Here is a 16,512-nt window from a genome sequence, read left to right on the forward strand (position 1 = left end):
TTTTCAAGGCCCGATCCCCTCGGACGGTTTATTGAACGATGTATTCAGTCCAGAGCGCGCCGCGCTGCTGCGGCCCCAACCCGAAGGTCATCCCGCTCGGGCTGGAGAGTTTGAAATCGACCCGCTGCGTCCCCGATCCGAAAACGGGGTAGGAAATTGTCACGTCGCCTTCCTGTCCGGGCTGGATCGTCGTCCCGAAGCGGAAAAGCCGCTGCGCGCCGGGCTGGAGCCCGGCGGTCGCGACCATGAAATAATCTTCGGCCAGCGGGCAGCTCCCGTCGTTTCGGAAGCGCCAGGTTTTGGTCATGCGCTGACCCTGCGCAATGGCCTGCCCGTCGGGCGTGACGTCGGCGACGAACCCGACCCGGTCAGTACAGCCCTGCGGGCGGTCCGGCGCGTCCGTCATCGCGCTCCTTTCGATTGGATCGGGAAGTCCGGAGGCTTTTTCGCCGTCGACTTCGCCGGCGCTGACGGCGCAGCGGAAGCCGAAGGATTGCGGATTCGCGCCTTCGACGCCAAAGCGCCCAGCCAAAAGCCAGCCGGATTCAAACTGCGCGTCTGCGGCTGAGCCGCCTTTGACCGTTCGCGTCGTTCCGCTGAGAGGGCCCTGCGGATTTTCCATCCCGGCGGACATGACGCGGTTCTCGCTGTAAAAATCGTTGGTCCATTCAGCAACGTTCCCGCCCATCGAAAGCGCGCCGTACGGGCTCCGGTCGAAGGTTTCGGCGTCGTCCGCCGGACGGAGCGCGCCTAAAACGGACGCGTCCGCCTGCGAATACGGACTGTCGTTCCCCCAGGGGAAGAGCGCGCCGTTCGTTCCGCGCGCCGCCTTTTCCCATTCCGCTTCGGTCGGCAGCCGCTTTCCAGCCCAACGGCAGTAGGCTTCCGCGTCCGCCCAGGCGATCCCGACAGCCGGGAGAGCGTCGTCGGCTGGGAAGCGCGGATCGGTTGGCTCGGCGCAGATCGTCGACTGAGCGCAGCTGCGGTACTGTCCGGCGCTGATTTCAGTCTGGTCGATCCAGAACGAATCGACGATCGCTTCGGTCATCGGCGTTAAAATCGAGAGATTGAAATCGAATTTCCCGTCGAGCCCCATCTTGAACGCGCCGCCGGGAACGTAGACCATTTCCTGCCGGTCTTTCAGCCAGACCAGCCCCGCGCCGATTTCCGTTCGAATCGGGAGGTTTTCCTGAAGCGGGGCAGCGTTCGAGGCTTCGTCGGGAATGGCCTGGTTCTCCGAGACCGAGGCGTTTTCCGGCGTGGCTTCGGCGGCGATCGGCAACGTGACTTTTTCAGCCAGGACGGTTTGCGTCAGGTTAAGCGCGTCGAGCGTTCCGCGGTAATTCGGGCGATCGCCGACCGGGATTACGCTCAGGTAGCGATAGAGGAAGAATCCGCCGGCGATAACGCCGATCGCGAAGAACGCGCTCAATACGCCGGCGAGCGAACGCCGCCGGCGGGCCGATTTATCATAGTCTTTGATCGTGTAGCCTGGGCGCGGCTTCGGTTCGGCGGGCTCTTCCGATTGGATCGGCGCGGCCCCCGCTGGGCGTTCCTTCCCGGCCGAGGGACGCGCCGCCGTTGGGCGGGGAAGCGCGGCGGCGGGTTCTTCGTTCGTCCAGCGCTCCAGGATGCTCCGGAAGTCGTTGAATACGTCGATCCCCGAAGAAAAACCTTCTTCGCGGCTGGGGGTCAGGCATCGCAGAATCAGGTCAGAAATATCGCGGGCGGGAAAGCCCTGAAAATTCGCGAAACCCGCTTCGTAGTATTCGTAGTACTGGTTGGCGTTGCGCCTCGAATCGGCGACGGACGCGCCGTAGGGGATCAGCCCGGTAAACAGTTCGGCGAGAACGACGCCCAGCGCGAAAACGTCGTCGCGTTCGGTCGGCTCCTGATCGTTCGACGCGGCATGCCGATAGCGTTTCAGCTTCGCGTCGTATTCGGTCGGAAGCGGTAAAAAGGAAACGAGCGCTTCTTCGTTATCGGCGATCAGGACATGATTCGAGCTCAGCGATCCATGCGCTATGCCCTGCCCATGCAGCGCGGCTAACGCTGAAACGATCGAATAACCGAAGCCCATCGCCCGATTTATTTCCAACGGCCGCCCGCTTTCTTTTAAAACGTCCGCGAGCGATTTTCCGGGATAATACGCCTGACTCAGGATCAGTCCTTCGGGAAAGACATCGGGAATGCCGACCGGGATAACGAGCGAATGCCGGAATGCGGATCGTTTCTGGAACGTCAGCTGGAGCGAGAGGAGGGTCGACGCCTGCGGAAAGGCGTTGACCGGGATAACGCGCAGGTAGCAGTCAGCCCCGGTTTCGATCCGCGTCGCGCGAAAATAAGATGAATCGTTCGATGGCGCGTATTGCTCTGTAATCCGGTAGTTCAGAATAACCATGCTCATTGCGTTCGTTCGCCCTTTCAGGAGCCCTCCGGATTAAATTATAGTTGAATCCGGAGGAATCGACGACTCTCGATTTTCATTCGAGCAAGAACCCCCGTTTCTCCGTTTCTTTTGGTAGAATTTTGTATAGAAGAATCGTGCGGTGCATCGCGCAATCGCCGTCGCGGAAGTTTCGCCCGGCGTTCAATCTCTATTGAAAAGAGGCTTTCCGTTTGCCGTGAGAGAGTATCAACTCAAGCTGAATCAGCTGATCCCGTTTCTTCCGGAAGTGCGTAGTATTTCCGGCAACAAACCGAATATTGTTTATAATGCTGTGACTTTCGATTCACGTGAGGTCAGGCCCGGCGCGATATACGTCGCGCTTCAGGGAACGAGCGTCGACGGTCACGATTTTATTCCAAACGCGATCGAGAACGGCGCGACCGCGATTATCGGAACGTCCGGCTTAGCGCGAGATACGTTCGACCTCCCGGTCCCTTATATCCGCGTCAGCGACTCCCGCTGCGCGATGGCCTGGGCGGCGGCGGCGCTTTACGATTTCCCTGCCCGCGATCTGGTTACGATTGGCGTGACCGGGACCGACGGGAAGACGACGACGTCTACGATTCTCTATTATATTTTGAAGGAGGCGGGCTTCGCAACCGGAATGATCACGACGGTGGCGGCGATGATCAATGGGGTTGAAATCGATACCGGTTTTCATGTGACGACGCCGGAGAGCCCTGACGTTCACCGGTTCCTGGCGGAAATGCGCGACAGCGGCGTGACCCATGTCGTTCTTGAAGTCACGTCGCACGGCCTGGCGCAGCAGCGCGTTGCCGCCGTCGATTTCGATATCGCCGTCGTGACGAATATTACGCATGAACATCTGGATTACCATAAAACGCGCGAGGACTACTTTGCGGCGAAGGCGATCCTGTTTGAGGGGCTGGGAAAAAGGACGCGCGCGATAAAACCGCTGGCGATCCTGAATCTTGACGATCCGGACTCCTATCGTTTTCTGGAACCGCGGACCGCGGTGAAAAAGGTCTGCTACTCGGCGGAGGCGAAGGATCAGGAGGCATTCGCGACGATCGGTTCGCTCAAATCTTCGCCGGGCGGGCTGGAGCTGGAAGCGCGCTTCCGCGAGATGCCGAATTCGAGGGATAATCAGGCGATCCGGGTGCATTCGTCGTTGATCGGGAAGTATAACGCCGCGAATATTCTTGCGGCGATGTCGGCGGCGATTTACGGGCTTGGCGTTATACCGGAAACGGCCGCGGCGGGCGTTGCAAAATGCGGCTATATTTCGGGGCGGATGGAACTGATTTCGATGGGTCAGGACTTTTTCGCGATGGTCGACTTCGCGCATACGCCGAACGCGTTGGCGAAAGCGCTGGATTCTGCCCGCGGGCTGCTCATGGATTATCATCCCGCCCGGCCCGACGCGCGGATTATCGCGATTTTCGGTTCGGCGGGGCTGCGCGATCGGGAAAAACGGCGGATGATGCCCGCTGTGGCGGCGAAGAAGGCGGATATCATGATCCTGACGGCCGAGGATCCGCGGACAGAATCACTTGAGGAAATCCTTGGGCAGATGGCCGAGGAGGCGGAGGCGAGCGGCGGAAAGCTGAATGAGACGTATTATGTCGAGCCGGATCGGGGAAACGCGATTCGCCTGGGCGTTCGGCTGGCCCGGGCGGGGGATCTGGTCGTTGCGCTCGGGAAAGGGCACGAGCAGTCGATGTGCTTCGAGCGGACGGAGTACCCCTGGGACGAACGCGTTGCGATGCGCGCAGCGCTGGCGGAGCGGATGGGGGTTCCGGGACCGGCAATGCCGTACCTGCCGACGTCGGCGGGGAGATAAAATGAGAACGCCCGGCTGGATGAGGTCCTTCCCGAAGACCTGACTCAGGGGATCGCCTCATCAGCGCGGGCGTCTTTTTTATTCATATCCCGACTTCGCTTCAGCGTAAATCTTCTCAAACTCCGCCAGGAAATCCCCGGCAATCTCCGACGAGCTGATGAAGAGGATCTGCTCATCGTTAAAGCGGTCGGCGGAACGGGTAAAGTTATACGAACCGGCGGCGACGAACGAGCCGTCGATGATAACGACCTTCTCGTGCATCAGCGCATCGGCCGACCCATCCATGAAGATCGGCACGCCCTGCCCTTTCAGGAACGGCGCCTCGCCGCCTTTATCCCTGAACGCTTTTTCGCCTTCGAAAACAACGGCTACGTCAACCCCGTTTTCCCAGCGGCCGACGAGCGCTTTCCCGATCGCGTCTTCCGTAAACGAATAGGCGAGGATTCGGACCTCTTTCCGCGCCGCCTCGATAACGGTCGTGATCGTCTTGCCGATATTGTCTTCCGGCGCAAAACGGACGAGGAAACGCGTTCCGTCTTCGAGCTCGATAATCCCTGGCTCGTCGCTTTTCGGACTTTCCGCGCCGAAGAGGTTATCGAAGAACATCTCGTCAAATTCGGCGCTGAAAATTGCGTTCGCCTCTTTCGATCGCAGGAAAATCATGAAGTTATTATCGTAAAAAAATGAACTGGGCGTCATGTTGGCGCTGCCGCTGATCGTCGCGTCGTCGTCTAAAACGATGAACTTCGCGTGCATCAGGCCTTGCCCGTTTGCCTCAAAAATCTCGACGCCGCCGGCTTCCATGTTCCCGACGACGTCTTTTCCCGCGTTTTCGCCATGAATCACGACGCGGACTTCGAGACCTCGGTCGACAGCGCTGATCAGCGCTTCGGCGACTTTTTTATCCGTGAAATTATACGTCGCCAGGTAAACATGATCCTTCGCGGTGTTAATTGCCTCGATAATCATGTCCTGGAGCGTCGTGTCCCGCTTCGGGGCATAGGGGTTATTGAAATAAACTTCCATGAAGCTTCCGGGTTCGACCGCCGCGGACACCGCGCTGAAGGAGCCGGCGATCAGGATGACGGAAAGGACGGCGAGGATGATCCTGAAAAGACGTTTCATTTTGGACTCTCCGTTAAACGTTAAACTAAAATAAAAATCGAAGCGCCCGCTTTCGTTAGCGGCAGCGGTGCAGCGTATACAGTGTCAGATCGGCGAATCGAGCCGCGAATTCCTCGTCCGGAACGCAGTCGTCAGCGTAAGGCGCCCGTGAGACCGGCGGGTTCGATTCGCCGCGCCAGTCAGTTTCGATCATGAAATACGGGCCGCCTTCGGAAAGAACGCGCGGCGCGTCCGGCCCGACATAATCCGGGTAGCAGGTCAGACGGAAGCTTTCGCACATTTCATATTCGTAAAAATCGGCGGGCAGCGGGAAGATCAACGGGGGAGCGTCCGGATGCGTTTCTTTAATATAGGAGAGGACGCGGTTTGGAGCATGGAATGTCGATATGAAATACGGTGCTGCGATCTGATCAAGGGAGTTTTCCGCGTAGGCGGGACGGCTCCGGTTCAGCCGCTCAGCTTCGACCGAAAACGTCGTGACGACCAGGACGGCGGTCACGAGGATCAGCCCGACTCGCAGTTCGTTCTTTCGGATCTGATCGAGAAGCGCGGCGAACGCGACCGCGACGATCAGAAGGACCTGCGGTACGAGCGGGAGAAGGTTGCGGTTGAACGGGACGTACCCGCTCAGCGCGCAGAATCCGATCAGCAGGAGCAGCGTCGAGAGAATGTAGAGGAGAAGGTCTCGGAATTCAGCCGCGATTTTTCTCCAGCTCAGCGCCGTTCCGACGGCTCCCAGCGCTGCGATCGCGAGAAGCTCGGGCCGCTTTCCGATCAGCGCATGAGCTAAATGTCCGACGCTATTGCGCAGCATTCGCTGGGCGAGCTGGATCGGGGAGATCTCCGAGGTTGGCTGATGATACCCGCCGGGAGCGTAGACGCGTATTACCTGATCCAGAATCGGGTAATACCAGAGAACCGCCAGCGCGATTCCAGCGAGAAACGCCAGGATCATCTGGAACGCTGCGGAATGAAAAGCTTTTTCAGCCGCCGGAAGTCCATCCTTCTTCAGCAGGTTCGTCAGCCAGTCGACGCCGAGGACGAGCATGATTCCGCCGATAAAAATTGCGTTGAACGGTATCGTGTAAATCAGCATCGCGGTCAGAATCGTGATCGCCCAGAAGCGGAAACGGGCGCGATCGGTTTTCACGGAGAGAACGAAATAGATCAGCGCGCTCATCAGCGCCATTGACAGTCCGTATCCACGCAGCTCGACGCTCCAGGCGTAAAACGGCAGGCTCGTCGCCAGCAGCAGCGGCGCGAGGAGGACGGCGGTTTTCCCGAACCGGCTCGCGGCGAGCGCGCTGAAGACGAGGGAGAGCGCGGGGAAAACGAGCGTCGCCGCGCGGACCGGGGCGACGTTCAGCGATACGGCGGCGAAATCCTGCATTCCGAAAATCCGTAGGATGCGCGCGAGGAACAGGTTGAAGAGGACATGATTATTCGGATAATCGTAAAATACGGCGGGATTCAGCGCGTCCGAGGCGATAACGTAGTTTTTCAGCGTGTAAATCTCGTCGCACCAGAGCGACTGCGGCAGGAGGAGTTTAACGCTGAGGATCAGGAACGGGAGAACAGCAAGGAGGACCGCGCCGAAGACGCGTCGGTTTTCACGAAAAGCCTGGAAAAAGGTTTGGAGACCCCGGAGAATTTGGGGGCCGGACGCGAGCGCCAGGAGCAACGCGGCGATCAACGTCGCTGCGTAGACGATTTTAACCATGCGCTTCGGCAGGATCTTCGGAAGCGTAATCGCGTAGGCCCGGCCGTTCACGGCCGGATCGCTCGAATCGGTCGCGGAGAACAGGATTGTCCCGTCGTTCCAGATCATGAACTCTCCGCCGCCTTTTTCCCGGACCGAATCGCTCGTTGACAGCGGGTCGCGGCGTATCTCAACGCCGTTTTCGGCGAGGCGAACGTCGAGATCCCGAATCATGACTTCCGCTGGGAAGGGCTGGCTCAGCGCGGCATAACCGCTCTCCTTGCGGATCGTTTCGATGGGAAGCGCTGTCCGTCCGATCGAAACCTTTCCCATGCGGTTCAGCGTCGCCAGCCATGAAAGAAGAACCAGCGAGCAGAGCAGGATTTTGAGTACCCGTAAGAGGAAATTTGTCGGAGTCCGCGTGCTTTTTTCGTTTGCCATATTTTAGATTATATCAGCGATGGCCTGCGGCGCGAGGTCTGGGGACGCTTACCGGCGGAGACGAATTTTTATCCGTGAATCGGTTCGGCGGTTTCCTCAGCGAAATGGCGGAAAAGGAATTGTTTCTTTACCCGTTTTTTTGATAATATTAAGCCAGACGTTTTTCACTTCTCTTTATCAGGCACGAAGGATCTGGCCTGGTAAATCCTTATAAAATACAGTGAATATTCAGGCCGATAAAGGAACGATTCGGTATTGTTGAGCGAACGTAACCGGAGGAGAATCTATTAATGAGCGACGACAGTATGAAGACGATCGGGCGGTACATCATCGAGCGGGAGATTGGGCGCGGGGGAATGGCGACCGTTTATCGTGCGCATGATCCGCAGCTGGACCGGGCCGTCGCGATCAAGCTGATCCGGAAGGGAGCTTTCGCGCCGGAGCAGCTGGCCATGATGATGGAGCGGTTCCGACGGGAGGCCAAGGCGCTCGCGAAATTGAATCATCCGAATATCGTTAAAGTCCTTGATTATGGCGAGTATCAGAACGCGCCGTATCTGGTTATGGAATACATTGACGGCGTGACGCTGAAGAGCTTGAAAAAGCCGCTGCGGCTGGACGTGGCGGTACGGCTGCTGCTGCCGATCGGGGAGGCATTGGCGTATATTCATGATCAGGGCCTGCTGCATCGAGACATCAAACCGTCGAATATAATGCTGACGAAGGATCGGCGGGTGATCCTGACGGATTTCGGGATTGCGAAATGGATCGAGAACGACGGCGGGCAGGTAACGCTGACGGGGACGGGGATCGGAATCGGAACACCGGAATACATGGCGCCTGAGCAGGGCCGCGGACAGCGGGCAGACGGAAGTTCCGACGGGTATTCGCTGGCAGTCGTATTTTATGAGCTGGTCACCGGGGTGAAACCGTATCAGGGGGATACGCCGGTTGATATCCTGATTAAGCAGGCGAACGATCCGATTCCGGATCCGCGCATGATTAATCCGAAGCTGCCTGTCACGGTGAAGCGATTTTTGGATCGGGCGATGGCGAAAAAACCTGCCGATCGGTATCCGACGATGAATGATTTTTTACGGGACTTCAAGGAACTTCGACTCTCCCCGGTTGGGAAACCGGCGGGACAGGGGAAGGAATCGCGCATCCGGAATGGCGACACCGGGACGGATCAAATCTGGACCCGATTTGCGGATGATACGCGGACCGGCAGCTCGATCCGACTGGAAAAATCGGATATTCGCAAGGTTCGCAAGGCGACCGTCGGGCAAAGCCGTTCCCCGCAGGGCAGGGCATGGGAGGGGAAACGAACAGGGGTGATAATTCTGGCGGTGAGTATCCTGATGGGTTGTATTGTCTGGGTCGGTATCCGCTTCGGTTTCGGAGATTCGCCGGGTGGCGCGACGATGACGGCGCCTGCGCTTGAAGATTCGGGAGAAGGGGAAGTCAGGCCGGAGCATGCTGCAAGGCCGACGAGGGTCGCGGAGGCGACGAACGATTGGGAGAGGACGAAGTCCACGGCTCAGGAGGTTTCGCTTCCGGATCATTCCGCGGCGACGCAAACGGCTGTGTCTCAGCGGTCAGAGGAATCCATGCGGGAGACGTCGGAATTTCTGGATCGTCAGGCAACAGAATTGGCTGCTGCGCTGAGCCGTATCACGGAAACCGCGAATGCTGCGGAGCGAATCCGGTTGACGGAGATTAGCCTGCCTACGGAAACGCCGGAACCAACGGCGACGGAAAGACCGTTCGCGAAATTACGCGTTGGAGATACGATCGAATTCGGGCGCTATGAGCAGGATAACGAATTCGGAAATGGACCCGAGGCGATCGAGTGGGAGGTTTTAGAGATCAAGGATGGCAGCGCGCTGATCGTCAGTCGGTATGGCCTGGACGCAAAGTCGTATCATGATATCTATACGGAGATAACGTGGGAGCGCTGCACGCTGCGAAACTGGCTGAATAACGATTTTTATGATGAGGCTTTCAATGAGGCAGAGAAAAATCAGATTTTATCAACAACGGTAATAAATCCGGAAAATTCGACGTACGGGACGAGCGGAGGAGATTCGACAGAAGACCGCGTTTTTCTTCTGAGTTTAGCCGATGCACGGCGTTTTTATGAAACGGACAGGCAGCGGGTTCTCGACGCAACCGCATACGCAAAAGCGAATGACGTTTTTATCAGCGAAGACAACGGCAGAACGTTTTGGTGGCTGCGGACGCCTGGACAAACGCGGCTTTACGCCACAGGGATCAAGTCGTTTGGAACGCCGGACTATAACGGCGTAAACGTTCAATTCCCTCAGGGCGCGATCCGGCCGGCAATCTATCTGGCGATGGACTCGAATCAGGAATAAAGCGTCCAAAAAGACAATGATGCGCATGGCAGTTAAGGAGTGAGGCGTAAAAATATGAGCGACGACAGCATGAAGACGATCGGGCGGTACATCATCGAGCGGGAGATCGGGCGCGGGGGAATGGCGGTCGTGTACCAGGCGCACGATCCGCATCTGGATCGATCGGTCGCGATTAAGCTGATCCGGAAGGGAGCGTTTACCGGGGATCAGCTGGAAACGCTCCCGGAACGCTTTCGGCGCGAAGCGCGCGCGTTGGCGAAGCTGGACCATCCGAATATCGTGAAGGTTTTAGACTACGGGGAGTTTGAAGGGTCGACGTATCTGGTCATGGAGTATCTCGAAGGAATAACGCTGAAGGAGGTGAAAAAGCCGCTGCGGGTAGAAATGGCGGTGCGGCTGATTCGTCCGATCGCAGAGGCGCTTGAATACGTCCATGATCATGGGATACTCCACCGTGACGTCAAGCCATCGAATATCATGATTACGGCGACGAAGAAGGTCATGCTGACGGATTTCGGGATAGCGAAATGGCTGGAAGATCGATCGGATCAGTTTACGCTGACGGGGGCGGGGATCGGAATCGGGACGCCGGAATACATGGCGCCGGAGCAGGGGTTGGGTAAAAAGATCGACGCGCGGGCGGATATGTATGCGCTGACGGTGGTATTTTATGAGCTGATTAGCGGGAGAAAACCGTTTTCCGGCGAAACGCCGCTTGAAGTGCTGACGAAACAGGTCAGCGATCCGATTCCTGATCCAAGAACGATTATTCCCGAGCTGAACGAATCGGTAAAGAAATTCTTAGATCGAGCGATGGCGAAGAAGCCGGAGGACCGGTATCCGACGATGATGGATTATTTACGGGATCTGGACGGGCTGCGGCTGCAGTCGATCGCAGAGGCGGCGAGCGGAAATACAGGGATTCAGGTCACTTCGCGCAAGGATCCAACGACAAACAGCTCGGTCCGCTTTGGGAAAACAGACATGCGGAGGGTTCGCGAGGCGGCGGAAGACCGTTCGAGCCAGGCGCCGAAAGCTTCAGGGGAAGACAATACGGGGCGCGTGACGACAAAAGCGGAGGATCATCAGAATAAAAACGCCGCCGTAAGAAAACCGAATCGCCTGCGCTGGCTCCTTCCTGCGGTGGGACTGCTGGCGATTCTCGTGGGATGGATCGGAATTCAGCGTCGGGCCGGAAGATTGCCGGTTGAACCGATGGGGACGCCGACTGAGATGATCCTTGGCGTTGAGAGAAGTCAGACGGACATCCCCATGATTGGGATGGAACCGACGGCTGTCGTTAATCATCAGGGGAAAGAGGCTCCCGTGCAGTCGGGAACCGTCTTTCCGTCGGAATTTATACCGATTGCGATGACCGAAACGGAACCGGCGATGGGTCAGGGTTTGACGCTGATCGAGCCGCAGCAGGAAATCATTGAAACTCAGTCTCCTGAAAGGAAAATGGCAACGCATACGGCGATCGCAGAGCAGAAAAAAGCGGCGCTTTACGAAACGGTAACCGCGTTCAATCAGCGGTTAACCGAAACAAAACAAGGTTACTATCCGGCTCGTAATCCGGTTTCTACGCCCATGCTTGCCGGAACGTCGGTACTGACAATGACGCCAGCCTTTGCAGCAACGCGCCTGGCGCAGGATATGACGTCAACCGCCGCGAAGCTGAATCTTGAGGGAACGGCGATTGCCGTTCATCAGAAAGAAACGGAGTTGGCGGCGATTGTTACGGAAATGACGCTGACGGCGGTCGCCGCGGAACGGATCCGATTGACGGAAGAAGAGGCGGCGGCACGGGCGCAGGCGGAGCGGATCCGATTGACAGAGCTTAGCCTGCCTACGGAAACGCCGGAACCAGCTGCGACGCTTTCGGTTGATAACCCGTATGCGGATATAAAGGTTGGGAAAATATTGCCGCGCACCGGTTTCGCTCCGGGGCGGATCACGAAACTGCCGGAACAGCCGGCTGCGAAGCTCTACCAGACATCGAAGCTGCTCATGAAGATTCCGGCCCTGAACCAGTCGCTCGAAATCATCGGCATCTTGCGGGTTGACGGCGAATGGGATATCGCGTGGCTCGGACAGTACGCCGGCTACCTCGAGGGGTCGGCGTATCCGACCTGGGAAGGTAACTCGATCATCACCGCCCACGTCTGGGCCGCCTACAACAACCCGGGTCCGTTCTTCGGATTGAAAGACCTGAGATACGGCGACAAGTTCATGATCGAAGCCTATGGCAAGACGTACACGTACGAGATTCGCGAATCCGAACAGCTGCTCGAAACGGACGTTGAAAAGATGATGACGCGGAAGGAAGGCAGCTGGATCACTTTGATGACTTGCACGACGTATGATGCGAGCGAAGATAGATATAAATATCGCTACCTGGTCCGTGGCGTACTGATTGAAGTGAATTGATAAGTAAAAAGGGAAGTCTATGAGCGACGACAGCATTAAGACGATCGGGCGGTACGAAATCAAGCGGGAGATCGGGCGCGGGGGAATGGCGATCGTGTATCAGGCGCACGATCCGCAGCTGGACCGGGTCGTCGCGATCAAGCTGATCCGGAAAAGCGCGTTCCCGCCGGAACAGTTGGCGCCGATGACGGAGCGGTTCCGACGGGAGGCCAAGGCGCTCGCGAAATTGAACCATCCGAATATTGTAAAGGCGCTGGATTATGGCGTACATGAGGGAGCGCCGTATCTGGTCATGGAATATATTGACGGTGTGACGTTGAAGGACGTGAAAAAGCCGCTGCGGGTGGACGCGGCGGTACGGCTGCTGCGTCCGGTTGCCGAGGCGCTCGAATATGTCCATGGACAAGGCCTGCTGCACCGGGATATCAAACCGTCGAATATCATGATTACCAGAGACGAACGCGTGATCCTGACGGATTTTGGGATTGTGAAGTGGATGGTGGATGAAGACGACCCGTATACGCTGACCGGAACGGGCCTCGGGATCGGGACGCCGGAATACATGGCGCCCGAGCAGGGGCGCGGACAGAAGATCGACGCGCGATCGGACGCGTATTCATTGACGGTGGTGTTTTATGAGCTGATTACCGGCGTAAAACCGTATCGGGGAGAGACGCCGGTCGATATCCTGATTAAGCAGGCGAATGATCCGATTCCTGATCCGCGCGAGATCGTTCCGGAGCTGAATCCATCGGTAAAGCGATTCCTTAATTGCGCGATGGCGAAAAAGCCGGAGGCCCGCTATCCGACGATGAAAGATTATTTACGGGACTTCGAGGGACTGCGGCTGCAATCCCTCGCGCAGGCGGCGAGCGGAAATACCGGGATCCAGGCGTCTCCTCGTACGGATTCGACGACAAACAGTTCGGTCCGTTTTGGAAAAACGGATTTTCGAAGAGTTCGCGAGGCGGCGGGGGCCCCATCCCGGAAGAATTGGTTCCGCGGCGTCGGGATTTTCGCGGCGGCGCTTCTGATTGTCGGCGCCGCGCTGCTGGGCGTATTGCGCACCCGGGTGGAACCGGAGCTTCTGCCCACGGGAACGCCGCGGATCCAGCTCGTCAAGCCGGAAATCACGCCGACGGGGCCTTCCAGTCCGACGGAAAATCGGCCGGCGACAGCGGCGGCGAGAACGGCCTCGCAATCGGCGTATCGGGAAACAGAAATCGTGGCGGCGTCTATTGAAAGGACTGAAATGGCGCGCGGGACCGCGATTCAGGGAACCGCGTCAGCGTTAGCGGATCGGGCGACAGAGCTCGCTTCGGTGTCGTTGGCGCTGACGGAACGAGCGAACGCGCCGTTAGAGACGGAGGTCGCTTCGTTGAGCCGGACGGCCACGCTGCTGGCTGGATCCGGCGGGTCGGAAGGCGAGGCATCTTCGAATTCATTGGACGAGACGGTGTCAGCTGAACTCCTGATCGAAATCGGATCGCAGGATTCGATTCATATCATCGCTTCGTCGGACGAGGCGGCGCTGACGATGATCGCTGAGTTTCAGCAGATCCGGACGCAGGCGGCGCTGATCCAAACGCCGGAGTCGGGAGCGGAAAGCGCGATCGATCTTCAAATTCAGTTCCCGACGGAGACGCCCGCCCGTACGAATCGGTTCGCGAACCTGAGCGTCCGGGACACGATCGAATTCGGACGCTATGAGCAGGATAACGACTTAACGAATGGAAGCGAACCGATCGTCTGGCAGGTTCTGGAGGTTTCCGATGAGAGCGCGATGATGATCACGAGATACGGGCTGGATAAAAAAGGCTATCATGAAAAGTATCTTGATGTCACCTGGGAAACGTGTTCGCTGCGGAACTGGCTGAATACGGATTTTTACGAGAGCGCTTTTAATGAAGAGGAAAAGCGGCTGATCGAGGAAACGCGTGTCCTGAACGCGGATAATCCGGTTCACGGGACGCCGGGCGGAAACAGTACGCCCGATAAGGTTTTCCTGCTCAGTCTGGAAGAAGTCCGTCGCTTATTTCCCGGAAATCGGGAGCGCATCGGCCGGCCGACGTATTACGCGGAAGCCAGAGGCGCCTGGACGTCGAAGGAGGAGGGCTACGTCGGGAACGCGTGGTGGTGGCTCCGATCCGGCGGGCTTGACGCCAGGCAGGCGGCGCGCATCTTCGTTGGCGGCGCGCCGGACGTTGACGGCGCTTATGTGAATGACGACCGCGGCGTTGTTCGTCCTGTGATCCGGGTCACTCTGAATTAGAAAGATTGGATTCCGGTCTGGTTCGGAAATATCTGATGCGGCGCGGAGCGGCCGCGAAAAATCGCGGGGAATCAAGCCTGAATAGCTGAGGCTCCGGGTCATCAGCCCGTTTGAATTTCATGGCGGGCGCCCGTCCGCGCGCCGGGTAGTTTGGGGAAAACGCACTGACTTTTGCACGTGATATTAAAAAAGGCGTTGATAATAATGTTCTAAGAATGAAGATTCGTAAGGATGCGTATTATGAAAGCCGAACGTTCTTTTCGCAAATAGTAACGGAGCGCGTTTACGTGGCTCGTCGTTCTGTTTGTCAGCGGATTTCAAGAGATAGTTGAAGGTTCGCGACCGCTGGCAGGGCGATATCCCAAGGCGTCCGCTGAAGTCGCTCTTCCCTTCGCAGTTTCCTGAAATTCATCTTCAAAAGCCTGGACCGCATCTTGATAAACCGACAGGACAACAGGCTAAAAAATCTGGCGTGAACCGCTAAAGACGGGTATAATTATTTACATGATGTTATGGCGTGGATTGCGCCGCTCTAAACGATAATCAAAAAAAGGAGTAGATGAATGAAAAAATCGTTAGTTTTGATGCTTGCTGTCTTAGCGCTCGTTTCGCTGGTATCAGGGGTTGCTGCCGCTGACGTTACGCTTGTCATGGGTTCATGGCGCGCGGACGATGTCGACGCGATGAACGAGCTGTTCGCCGCGTATGAAGCTGCGTCAGGCGTGAAAATTGAATTCAAGCCGACCAACCCGACGGACTACAACGCGACTTTACGCACGCAGCTGGAAGCCGGGACCGCGCCGGATCTGATGTACGCTCGTTCTTACGCGACCGGCGCCGATCTTTACAAAAGCGGATTTTTCGCGAAAGTGAATGATCTGAAGGGATTGGACACGGCGTTTTCGCTCGACTATCTTGCCCCCTGGACGGCTGACGGGGACGTTTTCGCGGTTCCGATTCAGGCCGTCAACGCCGCGGTTTATTATAATAAAGACATTTTTGCCGAACTTGGACTGGAAATTCCGACGACGTTTGAAGAGCTTCTTGACGTCGCTCAGAAGCTCCAGGACGCCGGTTACGTTCCGTTCGCCAACGGTATCGCCGATAACTGGGATGTTCTCGAATGCCTGTTCTTAGGCATGGTTCCGAGTTGGATCGGCGGGTCGGACGTCCGCGCGCAATACGAAAACGGTGAAAAGCCGATGAACGATGAGGCCTGGGTAAAGGCCTACGCCGATCTTGCGAAGCTCGCTCCGTTCTTCCCGAAGGGTTTTGAGTCCGTTACCTATAACGACAGCCAGGCGCTGTTTGCGACGGGAAAAGCGGCGATGTTCGTCGACGGTTCCTGGAATATCAGTGTTTATGACGATGCTGATTTTGATCTCGGCTTCTTCGCGATCCCGGCGCCTGCGGGAATGGAGACGCGGATGCAGTTCCATCCGGACGCCGCTATCGCGATGAACCCGGCGACGAAATACCCCGAAGAAGCGCAGGCTTTCCTTGAATGGCTCTGCTCTCAGGATGGGACGGATACCCTCGCGAAATACCTGCCTGCCGGTTTCTTCCCTTACACGCTGAATAAGGTCGAGCTTGGCGATGCTCGCGCGAAAGAAATGCTTGCGCTCGGCGACGGAAAAGAGAACGACGCCCGTTTCGTCTGGCCGAAGATGATCGACCTGTATACCCCGATGCTGGAAGCCTGCAACGGCGTTTTGAAAGGTTCGATGGAGCCTCAGGCCGCGGCTGACAGCGTCCAGGCCGCCTGGGAAGCGCTGACGGCGAAGTAAGCTTTTTCCGAAGCGCGATTCATTAAAGAAGAGGCTGCGCCGGACGGTCATGTATGACGTCGCCGCGCGGCCTCTTTTCTGTCGATAGTTCATGGATAAAAAAGGGAGATACGATATGGCTCAACCG

General features: G+C 57.4%; 8 protein-coding genes. 5 read left to right on the plus strand and 3 right to left on the minus strand.

Annotated elements, in window-relative coordinates; translation table 11 throughout:
• Positions 1–28: 28 nt before the first annotated feature.
• Positions 29–2,401, minus strand: coding sequence for a hypothetical protein (locus BEQ56_04515; GenBank protein ID AOH42803.1), 2,373 nt, complete (start codon positions 2,399–2,401; stop codon positions 29–31).
• A 148-nt stretch (positions 2,402–2,549) separates the two neighbouring features.
• Between BEQ56_04515 and BEQ56_04520 the strand changes: the two genes are divergently transcribed.
• On the plus strand, positions 2,550–4,253 hold the full coding sequence (locus BEQ56_04520) for a hypothetical protein (GenBank protein ID AOH42804.1): 1,704 nt from the start codon (positions 2,550–2,552) through the stop codon (positions 4,251–4,253).
• Between the two features lie 78 nt (positions 4,254–4,331).
• On the opposite strand, the gene BEQ56_04525 is transcribed toward BEQ56_04520, so the two are convergent.
• Together BEQ56_04525 and BEQ56_04530 are read right to left on the minus strand one after the other, a co-directional pair.
• On the minus strand, positions 4,332–5,378 hold the full coding sequence (locus BEQ56_04525) for a hypothetical protein (protein AOH42805.1): 1,047 nt from the start codon (positions 5,376–5,378) through the stop codon (positions 4,332–4,334).
• 55 nt (positions 5,379–5,433) lie between these two features.
• Positions 5,434–7,518 carry a hypothetical protein gene (locus BEQ56_04530; protein AOH42806.1) on the minus strand — a complete coding sequence of 695 codons (2,085 nt, stop codon included), beginning with the start codon at positions 7,516–7,518 and terminating at the stop codon, positions 5,434–5,436.
• Positions 7,519–7,808: 290 nt separating this feature from the next.
• Between BEQ56_04530 and BEQ56_04535 the strand changes: the two genes are divergently transcribed.
• The 4 genes from BEQ56_04535 to BEQ56_04550 all read left to right on the plus strand — a co-directional run bounded on the left by BEQ56_04535 (position 7,809) and on the right by BEQ56_04550 (position 16,385).
• On the plus strand, positions 7,809–9,896 hold the full coding sequence (locus BEQ56_04535; protein AOH42807.1) for a hypothetical protein: 2,088 nt from the start codon (positions 7,809–7,811) through the stop codon (positions 9,894–9,896).
• Between the two features lie 54 nt (positions 9,897–9,950).
• On the plus strand, positions 9,951–12,326 hold the full coding sequence (locus BEQ56_04540; GenBank protein AOH42808.1) for a hypothetical protein: 2,376 nt from the start codon (positions 9,951–9,953) through the stop codon (positions 12,324–12,326).
• 19 nt (positions 12,327–12,345) lie between these two features.
• Positions 12,346–14,598 (plus strand): hypothetical protein, encoded by a 2,253-nt coding sequence (locus BEQ56_04545; GenBank protein AOH42809.1) that lies wholly within the window; start codon positions 12,346–12,348, stop codon positions 14,596–14,598.
• A 563-nt stretch (positions 14,599–15,161) separates the two neighbouring features.
• Positions 15,162–16,385 carry a sugar-binding protein gene (locus BEQ56_04550; protein ID AOH42810.1) on the plus strand — a complete coding sequence of 408 codons (1,224 nt, stop codon included), beginning with the start codon at positions 15,162–15,164 and terminating at the stop codon, positions 16,383–16,385.
• Positions 16,386–16,512 lie beyond the last annotated feature (127 nt).

It is taken from the genome of Anaerolineaceae bacterium oral taxon 439 (genome assembly GCA_001717545.1).
Classification (GTDB): domain Bacteria; phylum Chloroflexota; class Anaerolineae; order Anaerolineales; family Anaerolineaceae; genus Flexilinea.